This window comes from Streptomyces sp. NPDC090032 (assembly GCF_044748025.1).
Taxonomy (GTDB): domain Bacteria; phylum Actinomycetota; class Actinomycetes; order Streptomycetales; family Streptomycetaceae; genus Streptomyces.
The window spans coordinates 377,090-395,688 of record NZ_JBIVFF010000007.1; the positions used below are offsets into that span (position 1 = coordinate 377,090).

Consider the following 18,599-nt stretch of genomic DNA (forward strand, 5'->3'; position numbering starts at 1 on the left):
CGACCTCCGGGGTCAGGCGGGGGAGCTCGGGACGGCGATGCGGCGCAGCCCCCGGTCGAACACCGTCAGGAGCAGGAAGAGCGCCCCGGCACCGAGCATGAACCAGGCCAGATGGTGCAGCCCACCCGTGTCGGCGTGCTGTCCGAACGCGGTCGCGCTCGCCGCGGAGGCGACCATCGAGCCGAGGTAGATGAACGTACGGAGCAGCCCTGAGGAGGTGCCCACGCGCGCCGGATCGGCTTGGTAGTACACCGAGTTCTGCAGGGCGAGGCTGTTGAGTCCCTGGGGCACCCCGAAGATCAGGGCGACGGCGAGCAGCATCCAGACGGGGCTCGTGCCGCCGAGCCTCAACAGGAGGGTGCAGGCGGCCAGTTGGAAGACCGCTCCGATGACGAGTTTGCCGCGGATGGCCTGGTGGCGCCCGGTGAGGGTGGAGACGGCGATACCGGTGAGGAAGATCGGCACCTGTACGAGGCCGGCCTGGGAGGGCGAGAGCCCACGGCCCTCCTCCGCCCACTGGGTGAACCCGTAGAGGAAGGCGTACGAGACCACGTAGGCGACCAGCGCCCGGCCGTAGGTGGCGAGCAGCGGCGTGTTGCCGGCGAGCACCCTGAGGTCGATGAACGGTACGGGAGCGCGCAGTTCACGCACCGCGAACGCCGCGGCCGACGCGGCGGCGACGACGAGCAGGTACCACGTGTCGGCGTGCAGGTTCATCAGGAACAGCAGGAGCGAGAACAGCAGCGCGGCGAACAGGGCCATCCCGGGGAGGTCGAGTTCGGACACGATGCTCCTGCCCCCGGTGCGGCGCGGGCGGGACTGCACGGGCAGCCGGCGTGCGCCGAGGATCAGGGCGACCGCCGCGAGGGGGATGTTGAGTGCCGACGTTGCCCGCCAGCCGCCGACATCGATGAGGAGTCCGCCGAGGGAGGGTCCGATGACGGCGATCGTCTGCCCCGACACCGCGAGGGTGGTGAGAATGGTGCCGGGACTGTCCCGGCCGGTCCGCTCCGCCTCGCTGCGCAGCAGGGACATCGAGGCCGGGTAGCCGGCGCAGGTGCCGAAGCCGAGCAGTACGCGTGCGGCGATCAGGGCGCCCAGGTTGGGGGCCAGCGTGCCGGCGATGCCCGCGATGCCGACCAGGGACGTGCTGATCAGGAAGAGGCGCCGCGGCCCGAAGAGGTCGATGAGCCGTCCCACGACGGGCTGCCCGAGAGCGGTGGCCAGGTAGAGCGCCGAGACGAGCCACGCGGTCTGCGCGGGAGGCGCCCCGAACGCCGCCCCGATCGGGACGAGGGCCACGGCGACGATCGTGGAGTTGATCGGGTTCAGGACCGAGCCGAGGATCATCGGCGGGATGAGCCTGCGGTCGAACTGTCCCGCCGGGGCGCCGCGCGGCCCGGGTTCGGACTCTGCGGTGGCGCCGTCGGCCGTCGTCGCGGGTATGTCGGGGTTGCTCATGGGCGGGTCAGCCTCTGGCGGGTGCGTGGCGGGGTCCCGGCGTTCTTGCTCATGCCCCCAGCGTAGATTCGACAGGTTGACCTGTCCAGTTTGAGCTGAGCAGTTTTGCTTCCCTTTTGTGTGGAGGTCCGGAGATCCCGTCGGCGGCCCGCATCCTGCCGGTGACGCGGGAACGCCCGAGTGGCGCACCCGCGCCGGGGGAGTGCGGTACCGGGTGCGCATGGTATTTGCGCAGGTCGCAAGGGGTGTGGTGGGCGTCGGTGGGCCATCCGTGCGACAGGGCACCGGCGTCACCGGGGTATAAAATTCCCTTGTGAGATTCCGGCGATGGTCGATGGATCGCCTCCTGGAGCGGCCATCGGGCCGCGGTCTGGTGGTCGTTCCGCTCGGTCTGATCGGGGTGATCACCCTGGTGGACGTCCTCTCCCCGACCGACGTCCACCTCGGCCCGCTGCTCGTCATCGCACCGGCCCTGACCGCCTCCGTCGCCGGCCCCCGGCTGACCGCCCTGGTCGGACTCCTGGCCGTGGGCGCGCAGATCCTGATAGGGGCGCTGCACGGCGGTCTGGCCACGACCAACCACGTCTCGCAGATCGTCGCCATCACCTTGCTCTCCGCGCTGATCGTGTTCTTCGCCCGCGCGCGGGACCGGCGCAGCCGGGAGCTGAACCGGGTGAGGTCGGTGTCCGAGGCGGCCCAGCGGGTGCTGCTGAGACCTCCGCCGCACAAGGTCGGTCCGCTGCGCGTGGCCTGGCTGTATCTGGCCGCGGGGGACGAGGCCAAGATCGGGGGCGACCTGTTCGCGGTCGCCCGCGCCGCTCACCCCAGTACCCGCGTGGTCATCGGCGACGTACGCGGCAAGGGCCTCGCCTCCATCGGTGAGGCGTCGGTCGTGCTCGGAGCGTTCCGCGAGGGCGCGCACCGCCATGAGCTGCTGCCCGAGCTGGTGGCGGCCATGGACGACAGCATCGCCCGGAATCTGGAGGAGGTCGCCGACACCGAACACGACGCCGGCGAGCACTTCGTCACCGCCCTCGTCCTCGACATCCCGGACGAGCGCCCGCATGCGGAGATGGTGACCTGCGGCCATCCACCGCCGCTGCTGGTGCGCGATCGCCAGGTCATCGAGCTGGCACCAGGCGAACCCGCGCCGCCCCTGGGCATGGGCGAACTGCACGTCGCCCCGCTCCAGAGCGACCTCTTCGCCTTCACGGCCGGTGACTTCCTCGTCCTGTACACCGACGGAGTCATCGAGGCGCGCTCGCCCACCGGCGCTTTCTATCCGCTCGCCGAGCGGGTCGCGTCCTTCCCCTCGCTCCCCGCCGGCGGCCCGGATTCCCTGCTGCACCACATCCACCGTGACCTGCTGGCCCACACCGGCGGGCAGCTCAACGACGACGTCGCGCTCCTCGTCATCGAACGCGTACCCGCCCGGCACCTGCTCCGCCCGCTCCTCAACGGCCTCCCCATGACGGACCAGGCCGAAGTGCACCTCGACGGGGTGCCACCGACGACGGCGCGCGAGCGCGGGGTCTGAGCGGTCGCGCGGGGACCGAGGCTCGGAGGTCCTCCTAGACGACCTGCCAGAGCGCCGCCGTCAGCGCGAAGCCCGTCACTCCCATCGCGGTGGTCAGGACCGTCCAGGTGCGCAGGCCCGTGCCCACGTCCAGGCCCACCAGCTTGGTGAACATCCAGTAGCCGGCGTCGTTGACGTGGGACAGCGACAGGCCGCCGGCGCCCATGGCCAGACAGACCAGGGCCAGTTGCTGCGGGGACAGGTCGGCACGCTGGAGCAGCGGAGTGACCAGGCCCGCGGTCGTGACCAGGGCGACCGTGGTCGAACCCTGCACCGCGCGCAGCAGCATCGCGATGACGAAGGCCAGCAGCAGGAGCGGAAGGCCGGTGCGGTCGAGCAGGTCCGCGACCGCGTTGCCGATACCCGTCTTGACCAGGACCTTCCCGAAGACCCCGCCGGCCCCCGCGACCAGGATGACCATGGCGACGCCGGGCAGCGCGGAGGCCATGACCTGCCCGATGTGCTGCCGGGACCAGCCGCGGCGGGCACCGAGGAAGTACGCGGAGAGAGCGGCGGCGATCAGCAGGGCGACCATGGGGGCGCCCAGGACGGTCAGGACGGCGCGCAGCGTGTTGCCCTCGGGGAGCGCGTTGGTGCCGATGGTGCCCAGCAGGATCAGGACGATCGGGGTGAGGATGAGGGACGCGACCATCGCGAACGACGGCGGGTTCTCGACGGCCTGCCCCGCACTCTCGGACAGGCCGCTCCTCGCGCCCGCGTCAGGATTGTCGCCCGCGCTCTCCATGCCGTCCGGGCCCGCCTCGTCGCCGTAAACCTTCGCGGCGATCTCGGGCGCCATCGGGTATGTGCGACGGGTGATCCGGCGCGCCATCAGGTAGCCGAGCAGGATGACCACGGCGGTCAGCGGGATGCCGAAGAGCAGGATCCAGCCCTGCTGGGCGCCCACGGCGGTGGCGGCGGCCACGGCGCCGGGGTGCGGCGGCAGGAAGGCGTGCACGGTGAGCATCGCGGCGCCCATCGGCAGCGCGTACACCAGGAGCGGCTTGCGGGAGGCGCGGGCCACTCCGTAGACGATCGGCATCAGGATGATCAGGCCGACCTCGAAGAACACCGGGATACCGAGCAGGAAGCCCGTGGCGGTGAGGGCGAGCGGGGTGCGCTTCTTGCCGAAGCGGTCGATGAGGGAGTGCGCCAACGCGGCCGCGCCGCCGGACAGTTCGATGATGCGGCCGACCATGGCCCCCAGCGCGATGATCGTGGCGATGTGGCCCAGCGTGGACCCCATGCCCTCCTCGATGGTGGCGACCAGGTCCGCCGCGGGCACGCCGGCGGCGAGCGCGACACCGATGGAGACGACGACGAGCGCGACGAACGGCTCGATCTTCGCCTTCATGATCATCAATAGCAGGGCGGCCACCCCGGCCACGGCTATCAGCAGCAGTGCGTCGGGGCTCAGCCCCGGCGTGGTCGGGGTGTCGGCGGCGAGAAGCGCGGGAGACAGGGTGCTCATCGGGTCTCCTCCGGTGGCGAGAGGAGAGTGACGACGCTGGAGTCGTCACGCGCCGCGAGCCCCGCGCGCTCGCCGAGGAGGTAGAGCTGTTCGGCCGCGGCGGCCAGCGGAACCGGAACGTGCGCCTGCCGGGCGACCCCGTTCACGATGCCCATGTCCTTGACGAAGATGTCCAGACGCGAGCGGACCTCGACCTCCTCGTCCTCGTAGGCGAGAGCCATGCGCGGACCCCGGTCGCTGAACATGAACGAACCGGCGGCGCCCTGGCTCAGGCTCTCGATGACGGTCTTCGGGTCCAGGCCGAGCCCGCGCGAGAGGGCGACGGCCTCGGCCGCGGCCGCGATGTGCACGCCGGCCAGCAGCTGGTTGACGGCCTTGAGGGACTGGCCGTCGCCGGGCTTGTCGCCGATGACGGTGAGGGTGGACGCCAGGCGTTCGAGCACCGGCGCCGCGAGGGTCCGCGCCTCCTCGGTGGCGCCGACGACGATCAGCAGATCGCCGGAGCCCGCCCGCGTCGGACCGCCGCTGACCGGGGCGTCCACGAGGTGCACACCCTGCTCGGCGAGGCGGGCGGCGGTGGCGCGCGCCGGCTCGGGGCCCACCGTGCTGGTGAGGACGACGACGGCGCCCGGACGCAGCACGGACGCGGCGCCGTTCTCGCCGAACAGGGCCGCGTCGACCTGGCTCTGGTCGCGGACGGCGAGCAGCACGATGTCGGCGCCGTCGGCGGCGCCCGCCGGGGTCCCGGCCTCGGCCGCACCCTCGGCGGTGACCAGCGCGCGCCGTTCGGCGGCGATGTCGAAGACGGTGACGGGCAGCGTGCCGGCCAGCCGGCGCGCCATGGGCAGCCCCATGGCGCCGAGACCGATCACGGCGGTGCGGGGGACAGGGGTGGACATCTGCGGCTCCTAGCGGTGCGGGGCGGTGCGGTTCAGAGAGGGGAGTGGAGGGGGTGGAGCGGTGGCGCGTGGGGCGAGTCGGAGCGGTGCGGACCAGGCAGGCCGACCGGGGTCGGGGGCCGGATGAGGCATGCCTGGTCCGCCGGACCGGCCGGGAACGCGGGTCCGTGGATGACACGCCGGCTGTGGGATGCGGCCGGGCGTGTGGTGGAGGGGATGCGAGGGGTTCGGCCAACGGTGTGCACGGGCTGCGCAGGTACGTGCCGGCGCGCAGGCGCGCGACCCAACAAGCCCTATACGCAAGGGTGTTGAGGGATGGGCCTACGCCTACCTGGCGCCCCGGCTCAGCCGGCGGGTGATGTCGAGCGCCGCCGCGGTGACCGCTTCGCGGCCCGCCGCCCAGGTCGCCACGGTGTCGGACCCCGGCAGCGCGGTGGGCAGTGCGTCGGCGACGGCGCGCAGATACGCCCGGCGCAGCTCGGCGTTGACGTTGACCTTGGCGACACCGCGCTCGAGTGCGCCCAGGAGCTGTTCCTCGGGGAGCCCGCTCGCGCCGTGCAGCACGAGCGGTACGGGCACCGACTTGTGGATCTCGGCCAGGCGGTCCAGGTCGAGCCGGACGGGCGTGGCCGTGAAGCCGTGTACGTTGCCGACCGCGACGGCCAGCGCGTCCACACCGGTGGCCTCGGTGAACTCGGCCGCCTGCGCGGGGTCGGTCATCGACCCGGCCGCCGCGGCGGCACCCGTGGAGACGTCCTCGTCCCCGGCGAGCGCGCCCAGTTCGGCCTCGATCCACGCGCCCGCGTCGTGCGCGCGCCGGGCGGCCTCGCGGGTGAGGGCGACGTTCTCCTCGTACGGCAGGTGGGAACCGTCGACCATCACCGAGGTGTAACCGGCTTCCAGGCACGCGGTGATCTCGGCCAGGTCGCGACTGTGGTCGAGATGTACGCCCAGGTCGGCCGTCGAGCGGCGGGCCGCACCGAGCGCGAGGGACATGAGCGCGTCCCGGCCCGCGTGCTTGAAGGCGCTGGACCCGGCCTGGAGCAGCACGGGCGTACCCGCCGTCTCGGCCGCGGCGACGACGGCCTGGACGGTCTCGAGGTTGTAGGCGACGAAGCCGGGGATCGCGGTGCCGGCCTCGGCGGCGGCGCGCAGCGCGCCGGTTCCTCGCAGCAGCATCAACGGCTCCTGAGCAGTCGTACGGCGTCGGCCAGGGCGTCGTCGCCGCCGACGTTCCCGGCGAAGACGATGTAGGGGATTCCCGCGGCGGGCCCGGCGACCGGCTCCCACAGGGAGACGATCCCGGGCAGCAGCGTGCCGCGCGCCCAGGCCCGGCGGATCTCCAGGGCCTCGGTGGCGGTGTCGCTGGAGGTGATGCCGCCCTTGGCGATGACGAAGGCGGGCGTACGGGTGGCCGTGATGGCGCGTACGGCCTCCACCAGCGCGGCCGAGACGCCGCGCGAGATCGCAAGCGACGCGTCGGCGTCGGCGCCGGTGACGACGGTGCGGGTGGTGCGTACGACGACGTCCTGGCTGGCCAGCGCGCCGGCGGCCGCCTCGCTGACCTCCGCGATGTGCGCGGCACGGCGCTCGTCGTCCATCAACTGGCGTACGTCCAGCTCGAATTCGGCGAGACCGCCCGCCTCGCGAAGCCGGTCCAGCTGGCGGGTGGTCAGACCGACGTGCGAGCCCACCGCGATCAGCCCGTGCGGTGCGGCGGGTGTGCCCAGTTCGGCCGCGCTGAGCGGGGCGCGCGCGGCCTGTCCGGCGCGGGCCCGGACGAAGGAGGGGCCGACCCGGTACAGGAGTCGGCTGCCGCGGCTCTCGACGAGCGCGCAGGCGAGGGCGAGGACGCGCAGGTCGTCGTCGCAGGTGGCGTCGACGACGGCGGTCCGGCCGCCGCGCAGCGCGCCGAGCAGGCCCGCGACGTGCTCGGGGCCGTGCACGCGCAGGTCGTCCAGAGTGATGCGGACGACGTCGGCGGCGAGGGTGCGACCTGAGGTCTTCTCCTCGACCCACTCCGGCAGACGCGAGTGGACGTAGCCGAAGGTGGCGTCGCGGGCGAACTCGCTCTCGCCGACGGGCAGCATGCCGTCGGCCGTACGCATCCAGTGCAGCGAGTCGACCGTGAGCCGGCCGGCCTCGATGTACGCGGGGACGACCACCACACCGTCGGTACCGCCGGCGCCGGCCGCGGCCAGCTCGTCGGCGAGCACGTCGGTCTCCAGCGGGAAGTGACCGCGCAGCGTCGAGTCGCCACGGCTGGCGAGCACGAAGTCCACGCCCTCCGCCCTGGACGCCTCGACCAGGGCGCGTACGACCTGGCGGTTGCGCTCGGCGGCGCCGGCCGCGTCGAGGCTGCGGGTGTTGGTCAGCACGAAGAACGCGCCGCTGTCCTGGCGCAGGGCCCAGCGGAGGTCGTCGACGGCCCAGTCGGTCAGGACCGGGACGTCGGACACGGTCTGGGTGCCCGTCGGGTCGTCGTCGAGCACGACGAGCCGGCGGCCGCCGCTGATCGCGGCGGCGACCTCGCCGGCGGGCACGGCGCGGACCGGCGGGAGACCGGCCAGCAGCTCCGCCTCGGTGCGGTGGCCCAGAGGCACGGGGGCCGTGGGGTGGGTCGGATGCGACATCAAGGTGCTCTTTCGTGCGGGTGTTTGGTGCGGTGCGGAGTGGCTGGGTGGCCGCGTGTGGGCAGGCCGGGTGCGCCCTACGGCGGGGGTGTGCCGTACGGGAAGGGCGGGCGGCGGGAGCGGGCCTACTCGGTGGACCCGCTGTCCGGGTCCGGCCCGTCGTTCTTGAGTACGTGCGTGCGCAGGTCGTCCGCGGTCTGTGCCATGTGCGCCTGCATGGCCTGCCGCGCCAGCTCCGCGTCGCCGGCCCGCAGCGCGTCGAGGACGCGCTCGTGGTGGGCGATGGCGTTCTCGCGGATCTGCGGCACGTCGGAGGTCTCGCGGCGGCCCTCCACGAGCAGCCGCCCGAAGGGCTGGAAGAGCAGCGGCACGAAGGCGTTGCCGGACGCCCGCATGATCACTTCGTGGAACGCGATGTCGGCGTCGACGAAGGCGTCGGTGTCGCCGGCCTGCGCCGCCTGCCTCATCTCGTCCAGGAGTTCGGCGAGTTCGGTGAGGTCGTCGTCCGTGCGGCGCGCCGCGGCCAGTCGCACGGAGCCGACCTCGATCAGCTCGCGGGCCTCGATGAGCTTCTCGGAGACGGTGCCGCCGGGGCGGCGCGCCTCCGCGCGGATCATCGGCTCGATCGCGGTCCACTGATCCGGCGCGTTCACGTAGGTGCCGCGGCCGCGGTGGATGCGGACGATGTTCTGCGCGCGCAGCACCTTGACGGCCTCACGGACCGTGAGCCGGCTCGCCGAGTACGCCTGGGCCAGCTCTTCCTCGACCGGAAGCAGGGAGCCGGCCGGATGGTGACCGTCGATGATCGACGTCAGCAGCTGCTCGGCAATCTCATCGGACAGCGCCATCGCTGCTCGACCTCCTTGACCGTTCCAACTACATCAGATGTCTGACGTAGCTCCCTGAACGTAGGTTGTCGTTTCTGTGACTGTCAAGGGGTCCCGCCGAGTGACTCGGACAACTTCTGTACGCCCGACGCGGCGGTGTCGGGCTGGGCGTGGGGGAGGCGACGTACGGCTTTGGAGGCCAGGGGCAGCGCTGCGGAAGCGGCGGCGACCACTCCGGCGACCGCGGTCACCCGGAACGCGCCGAACGTCTCGGCCAGTGGGCCCACGCAGAGCTGCCCGACCGGAATCGCGACGTACGACAGCAGGTCGTCGTAGGACGCGACACGCGACAGCACGTGCCCGGGGACGTGCTCCTGAAGCGAGGTGTCCCACGCGACCGCGGTGACGGACGAACCGAGCCCCGCGACGAACGCCGCCGCGATCAGCCACACGGCGTTCACCTGCGCACCCAGCGCGAGCAGCGGAAGCGCGCCCAGCACCCCGGCCGGCTGCCCGAACCGCAACAGGTGCCGCACCGCCCGCCGGTACATCAGCAGACTCGACGCCAGCATGCCGACGCCGCGCACCCCCAGGACGAACCCCCAGGTCGTCTCGTCGCCGATCTGCCGGGCGAGTTGAGGTCCGAGGATCTGCCAGGTGCCGGTCTGTACGAGGTTCAGCAGGCAGAAGGACAGTGTGCCGACCCACACCCACCGGATCGCGCGGAACGCGCTCCAGCCGTCGCGGATATCGGCCGACACCGTCTCCCGCGGTGACGCCTCGAAGGCGCCGGTGAGGGAGAGCCGTGCGAGGAAGCAGGCCGCCACGAGATAGGTGAACGCGTCGAACGCGATGGCGGGGCCGCTCCCGACCGTCACCACCAGCACACCCGACAGGCTCGGCCCGAGGATCTTCGCGGCGTTGCCCGCCGAACCGAGCGCGGAATTCGCCTGCCGCAGAAGGGACTTGGCGACGATCTGAGGGACGACGCCGCGCAGCGCCGGTGTCGTGAAGGCGGCGAGCACGCCGTTGAGGAACTCGAGGGCGGCCACCAGAGGCAGCGAGTAGTGCCCGGTCATCAGGAGCGCGGCGACGGCGCCCTGCGTGATCGCCGCCCCCAGATGGGCGGCCACCAGGACGGTCCGGCGGGAGAACCGGTCGGCGACCGCGCCACCGACCAGCAGGAACGCGAGCAGCGGCACCATGTGGGCGGCGAGCACCACCCCGAGGTCATGGCCATTGCCGGAGGCGTCGAGGACGGCGAAGGCGAGTGCGACGGGCGCCATCGAGCTGCCGAGCAGGGACACCAGACGTCCGGCGAAGAACGGGCGGAACGCGGCCTGTTGGAGGAGGGAGGAGCGCATCGGCCCGAGTGTGGGGAACCGCGGGCGCGCACGCTAACGTTTCGGCAGGAGGCGAAAGATGGTGCTGCTGCGGTTGAGTCCGATGGCCTTGTCCCAGTCCCGGTTCGCGCTGTCGCCGAGCGCCGAGACGCTGGGGTCGATGAGTGTCCTGATGAAGCCCTGCTCCGACCCGTGGCTCGCTCCTTGGTACGCCCGCCACCACGGCGGCTTCCATGCCACGCTCGACGCGGACCCGTTCGCGAGGGGCCTTGTCGAGCTGATCTGCTCGACCAAGTACCTCCCCGGATATGTGAGCCGCCCGCCGTCCGGCGGAATGCGCACCACGCTCGCCGACGAAATGAAGGCCGTCGCCGAAGCGAGCGACGACGACATACGCGCGGACCTCGACGCGGCCGTGGCCCGCAGCTGGAAGCGCCATGATCTGGAGTGGCTGACCGGCCGCGGGTGGGGAGCCCGGACCGCCGACCTCTTCCGGCACGTGTGGAGGACGCATGTGTCGCCGGACTGGCCGCGCCGCCGCGCCTTGTTGGAGCGGGACGTCACGTACCGGGCGGGGCTGCTCGCCGCGTACGGCTGGCCCAGAGCCCTGCAGCACATGAACCGCCGCAGCGCCTGGGTCGGCGCCGACGGGATCCGCTTCAGTGACCAGCCGGCTCCCGACTGCGTCGTCGGCGCGGACGGAATGCTGTTCGTCCCGGTCTGCGTGACGAGCGGTACTTGGCTCGCCGAGGCGCCCCCCGACCGGTACGCCCTGGTCTACCCGGCCCGCGGCACGGCCGGGCCGACCGGGCGGGCGCGAGCGCCGCAGGCTCTGGAACGGCTGATCGGCAGCAGCCGCGCCGCCCTCCTCCACGAACTCGAACGCCCGGCGACCAGCAGCGAACTGGCGGCACAACTGGGCCAGTCGCTCGGCACCGTCGGCGGCCACCTGGCCGTCCTGCGCGACGCGGACATGGTCATCGGTACGAGGGTGGGGCGACGCGTGGTCTACCGGCGGACGGAGGCGGGCGACCGCCTCGCCGGTCGTACGGACTCTCCGGACAGGCGCTGAACCGCCGTGACCGGCGCGTCTCGGCCGAGCGCGCCGCCCGCACGGCAGAGTGGACGTGTGGATGCAGATGATGTCGCCGAGGACCTCTACCGCCTGCCGCCCGCACAGTTCACGGCCGCGCGTGGCGCGCGGGCCGCCGAGGCGAGACGGGACGGTGACGCGGCCACCGCACGCCGGATCGCCGGGTTCCGCAAGCCGACTCTCGCAGCCTGGGTGTCGAACCTCCTGGCGCGGCAGAGGGAAGAGGCCGGGCAGCTCCTCGAACTCGCGCAGGCGCTGCGGGAAGCGCACCGTACGCTCGACCCTGAGCAGTTCCGGACCCTCAGTCACCAGCAGCATGCGGTGATCACGGGCCTCGCGCGGCAGGCGGGCGGTCTCGCCCGGCAGGCCGGCCAGCCGGTGAGCGTGAGCGTGCTGCACGAGGTCGAGCAGATCCTCCACGCGGTGCTGGCCGACCCGGAGGTCGCTGAGCGATGGGCAACGGGCATGCTCACGAAGGTCCCCGCTGTCTCCACCGACTTCCCCGGTACGGCCTCTTTGGCGCAGGTGTCAGCTCGCAGCGCCCAGGCGAACAAGCCCGCTGCGGCCGCTCCCGCCTCCGCGCCGACTTCCGCGCGCAAGGCGCCCGACGCCGCGCTGGAGAAGCGCCGCGCCCGCCTGAAGGAGGCGATGAAGGCGGCCACCGAGGCCGCCGCCGAAGCGAGCCGCCGCGAAGACGACGTGCGCCGGGCCGAGGAGGAGCTGGAGCAGGCCACCGCACGGCGGTCCGCGGCGGACGAACGCGTCGCACTCCTGACGGCTCAACTCGGCGAGGCCGAGGAGGAGCGGCGCACCGCTGCCGCGACGGCGGAGGAGGCGTCCGTACGGGTACGGGACGCCGCACGCGAACGGAAGGCCGCCCAGCGGAAAGCCGAGAGAACGTCCCTGGCCGTTGAGCGGCTCTCCGCAGGCGATACCGGTCACCGAGCGTGAGGCTCACCCCTTCATCACGAACCGGTCACGCCCCCCACTCGCACCTCTGTTCCATTGGATGCTGGCGACCGAGATCACGTCAGGGGAGACGTGCTCGCGAAACGGAGTAAGAACATGACCGATCCGACCGCCGCACCACTGGAACTGACCCACGCCGATATCGACGAGGCGTCGCACGGTCATGACATCCCGCTGGTGCGGGTGACACTCCCGGGGACCACGACGCCCGTGTGGCTGGCCACGCGCTACGGCGTGGTGAAGGCGGCGCTCGGCGACAGCCGATTCGTGCGGGACCTGGCGAAGGTTCCCGGTGCGCAGGGCGGGGGTGTCGGCACGGAGCTGCTCGACGACGCGGGCCTGCCGCCCGAGTACCGGCAGTACCTGGAGATCCTCGTGATGGTCGACGGGCCCGAGCACACCCGGCTGAGGACGCACGTGATGCGGGCCTTCGCGCCACGCCGGATCGCCGCACTGCGTCCGCGCATCGAGCGCATCGTCCAGGAAGCGACCGGTGAACTCGCCGCGAAGGGCGACCAGTTCGACTTCCTGAGCGCCTTCGCCTACCCGGTCATGACGGACATCATCTGCGAGGTCATCGGCGTGGACGCGGCCGACCGGCCGAAGGTGACCGGCTGGATCAGGGACTACGAGTCCGGAGAACCGGACAGGTTCCTGCCCGGCATCGACCATCTCGCCGCGCACATCGGCCAGTTGCTCGACCTCCGTGCCACGGCCCCCGCGGAGGACCTGGTCTCCGATCTGCTGCGCTCCAGCGCGACGGCGGCCCCGGGGCAGCGCCTCACGCGGCAGGAGATGATCGCGCTCGTCTTCCTGCTGATCAACACGGGGATCGCGCCGCCCGCCTTCTTCCTCACCGACGCGGTCCTCACCCTCCTCGACCACCCACAGGAGACGGCCCGGCTGCGGGCCGAGCGCGACCTGCTGCCGCGCGCCGTCCAGGAGTTGCTCCGTCACGTGTCGGCGGTGCGGGTCGGCGCCACCCTCTACGCCACCGAGGACGTGGAGCTCGGCGGCGTCCTGGTGCGCCAGGGCGAGGGCGTGACGAGCGGTCTGCTCGCCGCCAACCGCGACCCGGGAACGTTCGACGAAGCCACGCGGCTCGACCTCGCCCGCGAGGTGGCGCGCGGGGCCGGGCACATCGCCTACGGGCACGGCGCGCACCGCTGCATCGGCGCCGCGCTCGCCAACCTCCAGACCGAGGTCATCCTCGACGAGCTGTTCCTGCGCCGCGACAGCCTGAAGCTGGCCGTCGAGCGGGACACCGTCGAGCGGGTCGGGTTCGCGGGCGACGGCACCTATCCGACGGGGCTGCCGGTACGCATCTGAGTCACGGCCGGGCGCTCATGGGGCGGGCGCCGTCACAGTACGGCGACACCCAGCGGCCGATGGCCTGCGGGCAGCCTGCGGGTGTCCCCGCTGTCGAGGTCCACGACGGTGATCCCGTCCCAGAATCCGTCCCGCGTGAAGCCCCCGGTGACGTAGGCGGTGCGGCCGTCGCGTGACACGGCGACGTCCTCGTGCGGGCCGTCGAGGGGGACGACGCGCTCCTTCCCTCCGGCGGTACGGATCGTGAGCGAGGCGTCGTGGTCGCCGGCGCTGATGGGTCCTGTGCCGACGGCCAGCAGGGTGCCGTCGGGGGTGAGCTGGGCGCCGTGCTGGTGTGTGTCGGCGGTCATCGGTTCGACGGCCACCTTGCCGGTGCGCGGGTCGAGCACGGCCAGCTTCTCGCCCTCGAAGGGCAGCAGGAGTTTCCCGTCGTCGCGCACGGCGGCGTAGTGCGGCTTCAGCCACGAGCCGAGCCCGCCCTCCGTGCCGTACGGGGCGACCTCGAACCGGCGCGGAGTGAGCGTGTCGGTGCGTACGGCGGTCACGTCGAACGAGTCGTGCCCGGTCGCGTACGCCTCGCTGCCGTCGCGGGCGACGTCGACGTCGAAGGGGCGGCGGCCGACCGGGACGCTGTCCGTGACCTTCCGCGTCGCCGTGTCGATGACCTCCAACACCCCATTCCTGTCAGGGACGTTGACGCCTACGTAGACATGCTTCCCGTCGGGCGCGAGCGCGATGCCCATGCCGCCGCCGCGGTACTCGCCGGTCGTGGCGGGGCCGGTCTCCGTCGTGTACGGGACGCGGCCGACGTTCTCGCGCGTCCGGGTGTCGACGACGGCCACGCCTTCAGCCGTCGCCACCCAGGCCCGGCCGTCCTCGCCGACGACGAGCCCGTACGGTGCCGTGCCCACCTTCACCGAGTCGAGGGCGCCGCGCTCCGGGTCCACGAACGTGACCGTGTCGCTGCCGAAGTCGGCCACCAGCAGGGTGCCTTGGGCGGTCCGCGCGGGCGCCGGCACCGAGGGAGTGACGGTGGCGGCCCGCGGTGAGGAGGCGTCGGTGGAGTCGGCCGTGCCGGTCGCCGTGCACCCCGCCGCGAGGAGGACGACGGCCATCGCCCTGAGCGCACCGCGCGCGCGGGCGGTCATGCCGCCGCCGTGAGCAGCGCGGCGAGGGCGTCGAAGCCGCGGCGTTCCGCGTGTTCCAGGGCCGTGACACCTTCCGCGTCCGCGAGATCCGGGCGGGCGCCCGCCGCCAGCAGCAGCTCCACGATCTCCTGGTGCGCGCGGCCCCCGTCGCCGAGGATCACGGCTTCGAGAAGAGCGGTCCAGCCGAGGTCGTTGACGTGGTTGACGTCGATGTCCGTCTCCCGGAGCACCGCCCGTACGTACGCGACGTGGCCGCGCTCGCTGGCGGGGATCACCGAGACGCCCCCGTACCGGTTACGCAGGGTGAGATCCGGGCCCGCCGGGAGCAGGACGCGCATCATCGCGACACTGCCGGTCACGCCGGTGACGAGCCACGGGCTGTCGTGGCGCCTGTCCTGCGCGTCCGGGTCCGCACCGGCCGAGAGCAGGACCCGCGCGGCCTCCACGTGATCGTTGAGCGCGGCCAGGAGCAGCGGGGAGCGCAGTTCCTCGTCGCAGGTCGCTGTCGAGGCCCCGGCGTCGAGGGCGGCGCGCACCTCGGCGGCGTCGCCGCGGCGAGCGGCGTCCAGGAGTCGGCGGTCGCGGTCGTGCATCTCGGTGCTCCATGTCCGTAGGGAAGATCCGCAGGGAAGGATCCGTAGGGAGGAAACGGGGGCGCCTTCGATTTCCGTTCCTTGTGTCCATTCTCCGGCCGGTCCCGGGCTCACCGGTCGGCCTGCCGTCTGCGGTGCGGGAGCCCGACGGACGACATCGGGGTCAACCGAACGGCTGATGGAAGGAAGGCCCCCTCCGTACCCGGTGGGGGCGCGGAGGGGGCCGTGATGGAGGCTCGCCCTCAGGGTGTGCACCGGTTGCCGTCGCCACGACAGGAACCCGAAGACGTCCTCGGGTTTTCCAACGAGCGGACATGTGCCATGTTCTGCCATGCCCGTACGGGACACCCGCACGGGGCGGATCGGAGTGTCACGTTGACGCGCGGCACGGGCTCAGCACGTTCACCGTGATTCCCGACCGTGCGGCACGCGTGATCGATAGGTTGTTCCCCTGCATCTGCCGTCATCGGGACGGCGATGTCCGCAGTGGTGCAATGTGGGAGGTCAGATGCGTTCGCGAGTCTCGGCGTATGCGATCGCCGTCTTGGACGAGCAGCTGCTGCTGACTCAACTCGCCGACAGTTCACCGGTGTTCGAGCCCGGTCTGTGGCATCTGCCCGGTGGCGGGATCGACCCGGGGGAGCAGCCGCGCGAGACGCTGGGGCGCGAACTGTACGAGGAGACGGGCCTGGAGCTCCTGGACGCCCGCCTGGTCGACGCGCGGGCGTACACCGCTCACCGGCTCGGCGTCGACTGGCATCTGGTGGGGCTCTTCTACCGCGTCGACCTCAAACCCGGCTCTCCCGTGGTGACCGAGGCGGACGACTCCACCAGTGCCGTCACCTGGATGCCCCTGTCCGGCTTGCGGGATTCCGAGCTCTCCCCTGCGGCGGTCGACAGCCTGGCGATGATCGGCGCGCGATAGAACGTCGGCCCAGGGCGGGCGCGGCCCACCAGCAGAGAAGGAAGCGAACATGACCTTCCCCGGGAAAGGGGCATAAAATGCCGTGGGGAGCCTGGAGGCAGCATGGCCGAGAATCTGGACCGCACCACACGCCTGGGCTCCGGCTGACAAAATACTCGTCCTCGATGGAGTCGATGACATCCCGAACCGGGCTGATCCCTTTCAGCCGTCCCTCGGACCCTGGCGATTCTGGGGAGGTGACTGGATGGATGCGATCGGATCGTCACGGACGGGCCTGACGTCGGCGGGCACGTTTTCCGAGCCCGGCGGGCTCATGGATGCCCTGGGCGTGGCCGCGGTGATGATCGACCCCCAGGGCCGGATCTGCCTGTGGAGCCCGCAGGCCGAGGAACTGTTCGGCTTCACCGCCGAGGAGGCGCTCGGACAGTTCGCCGCACCGCTCCTGGTCGCCCCGGAAAACGTCGACCTCGTACTGAGCCTGTTCGCGGAGGTCATGGAGAGCGGCCGGAGCTGGGCAGGCGTCTTCCCCGTACGTCACAAGGACGGCAGCACCCGTCTCGTGGAGTTCCGTAACATGCGGCTCCACGACGAGCTCGGAGACGTCTACGCCCTGGGCCTTGCCGGCGACCGCGCTCTCCTGCGCAGCGTCGAGAGGGACCTGGCGCTGTCCGTGCAGCTCGTGGCCCAGTCGCCCATCGGGCTCGCGGTCCTGGACACGGACCTGCGCTACGTGATGGTCAACCCGGCGCTGGAACGCATCAACGCCCTGTCCGCCGAGCAGCACATCGGCCGCGTTGTCGGGGACGTCCTTCCGTTCCTGGACACCGACGCCATCACGTCCACGATGCGCCGGGTCCTGGCCACGGGCACCCCGCTGCTCAACGAGTTCACCCTCGGCCGCCCCGGCGGCCCCGGTGACGTGGAACATGCCTGGTCAGCGTCCTACTACCGGCTGGACGACTCGGCCGGCCGGGTCCTCGGACTGGCGATCTCCGTGGTGGACGTGAGTGAACAGCACCGGGCCTCGACGGAAGCCGCACGGGCCCGTCGGCGCCTGGCCGTCATCGCCGACGCGTCCAGGACCGTGGGCACCACCCTGGACGTCGAGCAGACCGCCAACGAACTGGCGTCGGTGGTCGTCCCCGAGCTGGCCGACCTCGCGGCGGTCGACATCCTCGACGCCGTGCTCCAGGGCAGGCGCCGGGCCACCCCGGCCGCCGGAGGACCAGCCCTGTTCCGGGCCCTGGCGGTGAAGGCGGCCTACTCGACCGACGCCCTCCACGCCGCTGACGCTCCCGGGCAGATCGCCAGCTACGCGGCCGACCGGTACATCACCCAGTGCGTGACCACAGGGCGCCCGGTCCTTGTGGAGCACGTGAGCGAAGCGGACCTGGTGCGCATCGCCCCCGATCCGGAGTCCGCACGGGTCCTGTCCAGCGCGGGACTCCACTCCTATCTGGCAGTGCCGCTCATCGCGCGCGGTGAAGTGCTGGGAGCGCTCGACCTGGCACGCGCGAGGAACGAGTCACCGTTCGACGAGGACGATGTCGTCCTGGCCGGTGAGCTGGCCGCCCGCGCGGCGGTCTGCATCGACAACGCCCGCTCGTACCAGAGCGAACGCCGCACCGCCCTCACCCTCCAGCGCCACCTGCTCCCGCCCAGGCCGCCCCGCAGGCCCGGCCTGGAGATCGCCTACCGCTACCAGCCCGCCCAGTCGGCCAGCGAGATCGGCGGCGACTGGTTCGACACCATTCCGGTGGCCGGGGACAAGACCGCCCTCGTGATCGGTGACGTGATGGGCAGCGGCATCAACGCCGCCGCCACCATGGGCCAACTCCGCACCGCCACCCGCACGTTGGCCGATCTCGACCTCGCGCCGGCCGAAGTGCTCCGCCACCTCGACCACACCGCCGCCGAACTCGACCCCGCGTTCGCCACGTGCATCTACGCCGTGTACGACCCGCACCGCGGCGAGTGCCGGATCGCCGTCGCGGGCCACCTGCCGCCCATACTGGTCAGATCCGGTCGGCGCCCCGAACTTCTCGACCTGCCCACCGGGACACCCCTAGGGGTGGGCGACATCGCCTTCCAGGAGACGACCGTGAAGATGGAGTGCGGCGACCAACTCGTGCTCTACACCGACGGGTTGATCGAGACGCGCTCCGACGCCATAGACGCCCGCATCAACATACTGCTCGACCTGCTCTCCGACCCGCAGGGGTCCCTGGACGAGGTCTGCGACCATCTCCTCGTCGCACTGCGCGCCCAGGAGGACCACGACGACGTGGCCCTCCTGATCTGCCGGACCCGCCCGATGGGGGCCGCGTCGTAG

At 72.0% G+C, this 18,599-nt stretch carries 15 protein-coding genes; 6 read left to right on the forward strand and 9 right to left on the reverse strand.

From position 1 onward, the window contains the following. Window positions 1-12 precede the first annotated feature (12 nt). Window positions 13-1,461 (reverse strand): MFS transporter, encoded by a 1,449-nt coding sequence (locus tag ACIPWY_RS19970; RefSeq protein WP_401534109.1) that lies wholly within the window; start codon window positions 1,459-1,461, stop codon window positions 13-15. 313 nt (window positions 1,462-1,774) lie between these two features. Between ACIPWY_RS19970 and ACIPWY_RS19975 the strand changes: the two genes are divergently transcribed. Continuing rightward, window positions 1,775-2,998, forward strand: a complete 1,224-nt coding sequence (locus ACIPWY_RS19975; RefSeq protein ID WP_362903022.1) for a PP2C family protein-serine/threonine phosphatase — start codon at window positions 1,775-1,777, stop codon at window positions 2,996-2,998. Window positions 2,999-3,032: 34 nt separating this feature from the next. On the opposite strand, the gene ACIPWY_RS19980 is transcribed toward ACIPWY_RS19975, so the two are convergent. From ACIPWY_RS19980 to ACIPWY_RS20005, 6 genes are all read right to left on the reverse strand, one after another. Beyond that, window positions 3,033-4,508, reverse strand: coding sequence for a GntP family transporter (locus ACIPWY_RS19980; RefSeq protein WP_401534111.1), 1,476 nt, complete (start codon window positions 4,506-4,508; stop codon window positions 3,033-3,035). Further along, window positions 4,505-5,407 carry an NAD(P)-dependent oxidoreductase gene (locus ACIPWY_RS19985; protein ID WP_401534113.1) on the reverse strand — a complete coding sequence of 301 codons (903 nt, stop codon included), beginning with the start codon at window positions 5,405-5,407 and terminating at the stop codon, window positions 4,505-4,507. The genes ACIPWY_RS19980 and ACIPWY_RS19985 overlap by 4 nt, the downstream gene beginning before the upstream one ends. Before the next feature lie 327 nt (window positions 5,408-5,734). After that, window positions 5,735-6,586: a ketose-bisphosphate aldolase gene (locus ACIPWY_RS19990; protein WP_401534116.1), complete on the reverse strand. Its 852-nt coding sequence runs from the start codon at window positions 6,584-6,586 to the stop codon at window positions 5,735-5,737. Further along, the gene (locus ACIPWY_RS19995; protein ID WP_401534118.1) at window positions 6,586-8,040 is read right to left on the reverse strand and encodes a four-carbon acid sugar kinase family protein; all 1,455 of its coding nucleotides are present in this window, start codon (window positions 8,038-8,040) and stop codon (window positions 6,586-6,588) included. Before ACIPWY_RS19995 ends, ACIPWY_RS19990 begins: the two co-directional genes overlap by 1 nt. Before the next feature lie 125 nt (window positions 8,041-8,165). Beyond that, window positions 8,166-8,888 (reverse strand): FadR/GntR family transcriptional regulator, encoded by a 723-nt coding sequence (locus tag ACIPWY_RS20000; protein ID WP_362903032.1) that lies wholly within the window; start codon window positions 8,886-8,888, stop codon window positions 8,166-8,168. Window positions 8,889-8,971: 83 nt separating this feature from the next. Beyond that, a complete protein-coding gene (locus ACIPWY_RS20005; protein ID WP_401534122.1) occupies window positions 8,972-10,231 on the reverse strand; it encodes an MFS transporter in 1,260 nt (419 codons plus the stop codon). Between the two features lie 58 nt (window positions 10,232-10,289). Here ACIPWY_RS20005 and ACIPWY_RS20010 point away from each other — a divergent pair, with 58 nt between their 5' ends. The 3 genes from ACIPWY_RS20010 to ACIPWY_RS20020 all read left to right on the forward strand — a co-directional run bounded on the left by ACIPWY_RS20010 (window position 10,290) and on the right by ACIPWY_RS20020 (window position 13,601). Next, window positions 10,290-11,282: an ArsR/SmtB family transcription factor gene (locus tag ACIPWY_RS20010; protein ID WP_401534124.1), complete on the forward strand. Its 993-nt coding sequence runs from the start codon at window positions 10,290-10,292 to the stop codon at window positions 11,280-11,282. Window positions 11,283-11,339: 57 nt separating this feature from the next. After that, on the forward strand, window positions 11,340-12,254 hold the full coding sequence (locus tag ACIPWY_RS20015; RefSeq protein ID WP_401534127.1) for a hypothetical protein: 915 nt from the start codon (window positions 11,340-11,342) through the stop codon (window positions 12,252-12,254). Between the two features lie 114 nt (window positions 12,255-12,368). Beyond that, entirely contained in the window at window positions 12,369-13,601 is a 1,233-nt protein-coding gene (locus tag ACIPWY_RS20020) for a cytochrome P450 (RefSeq protein ID WP_362903038.1), read from the forward strand. A gap of 32 nt (window positions 13,602-13,633) precedes the next feature. Here the strand turns inward: ACIPWY_RS20020 and ACIPWY_RS20025 are convergent, their stop codons facing one another. Then, window positions 13,634-14,749, reverse strand: a complete 1,116-nt coding sequence (locus ACIPWY_RS20025; RefSeq protein ID WP_401534130.1) for a hypothetical protein — start codon at window positions 14,747-14,749, stop codon at window positions 13,634-13,636. After that, on the reverse strand, window positions 14,746-15,342 hold the full coding sequence (locus ACIPWY_RS20030) for an ankyrin repeat domain-containing protein (protein ID WP_401534132.1): 597 nt from the start codon (window positions 15,340-15,342) through the stop codon (window positions 14,746-14,748). The genes ACIPWY_RS20025 and ACIPWY_RS20030 overlap by 4 nt, the downstream gene beginning before the upstream one ends. Window positions 15,343-15,850: 508 nt before the next feature. Here ACIPWY_RS20030 and ACIPWY_RS20035 point away from each other — a divergent pair. Both ACIPWY_RS20035 and ACIPWY_RS20040 read left to right on the forward strand, forming a co-directional pair. Continuing rightward, window positions 15,851-16,267 (forward strand): NUDIX domain-containing protein, encoded by a 417-nt coding sequence (locus ACIPWY_RS20035; protein WP_362903043.1) that lies wholly within the window; start codon window positions 15,851-15,853, stop codon window positions 16,265-16,267. A gap of 244 nt (window positions 16,268-16,511) precedes the next feature. Then, window positions 16,512-18,599 (forward strand): SpoIIE family protein phosphatase, encoded by a 2,088-nt coding sequence (locus ACIPWY_RS20040; RefSeq protein WP_362903045.1) that lies wholly within the window; start codon window positions 16,512-16,514, stop codon window positions 18,597-18,599.

Bases quoted from the DNA above. Each gene is read 5' to 3' on its own strand.
- ACIPWY_RS20005 (WP_401534122.1), bottom strand. From the start codon at position 10,231: ATGCGCTCCTCCCTCCTCCAACAGGCCGCGTTCCGCCCGTTCTTCGCC.
- ACIPWY_RS20020 (WP_362903038.1), top strand. From the start codon at position 12,369: ATGACCGATCCGACCGCCGCACCACTGGAACTGACCCACGCCGATATC.
- ACIPWY_RS20000 (WP_362903032.1), bottom strand. From the start codon at position 8,888: ATGGCGCTGTCCGATGAGATTGCCGAGCAGCTGCTGACGTCGATCATC.
- ACIPWY_RS20010 (WP_401534124.1), top strand. From the start codon at position 10,290: ATGGTGCTGCTGCGGTTGAGTCCGATGGCCTTGTCCCAGTCCCGGTTC.
- ACIPWY_RS19980 (WP_401534111.1), bottom strand. From the start codon at position 4,508: ATGAGCACCCTGTCTCCCGCGCTTCTCGCCGCCGACACCCCGACCACG.
- ACIPWY_RS20040 (WP_362903045.1), top strand. From the start codon at position 16,512: ATGGATGCGATCGGATCGTCACGGACGGGCCTGACGTCGGCGGGCACG.
- ACIPWY_RS20030 (WP_401534132.1), bottom strand. From the start codon at position 15,342: ATGCACGACCGCGACCGCCGACTCCTGGACGCCGCTCGCCGCGGCGAC.
- ACIPWY_RS19995 (WP_401534118.1), bottom strand. From the start codon at position 8,040: ATGTCGCATCCGACCCACCCCACGGCCCCCGTGCCTCTGGGCCACCGC.
- ACIPWY_RS20035 (WP_362903043.1), top strand. From the start codon at position 15,851: ATGCGTTCGCGAGTCTCGGCGTATGCGATCGCCGTCTTGGACGAGCAG.
- ACIPWY_RS19990 (WP_401534116.1), bottom strand. From the start codon at position 6,586: ATGCTGCTGCGAGGAACCGGCGCGCTGCGCGCCGCCGCCGAGGCCGGC.
- ACIPWY_RS19970 (WP_401534109.1), bottom strand. From the start codon at position 1,461: ATGAGCAACCCCGACATACCCGCGACGACGGCCGACGGCGCCACCGCA.
- ACIPWY_RS19985 (WP_401534113.1), bottom strand. From the start codon at position 5,407: ATGTCCACCCCTGTCCCCCGCACCGCCGTGATCGGTCTCGGCGCCATG.
- ACIPWY_RS20025 (WP_401534130.1), bottom strand. From the start codon at position 14,749: ATGACCGCCCGCGCGCGCGGTGCGCTCAGGGCGATGGCCGTCGTCCTC.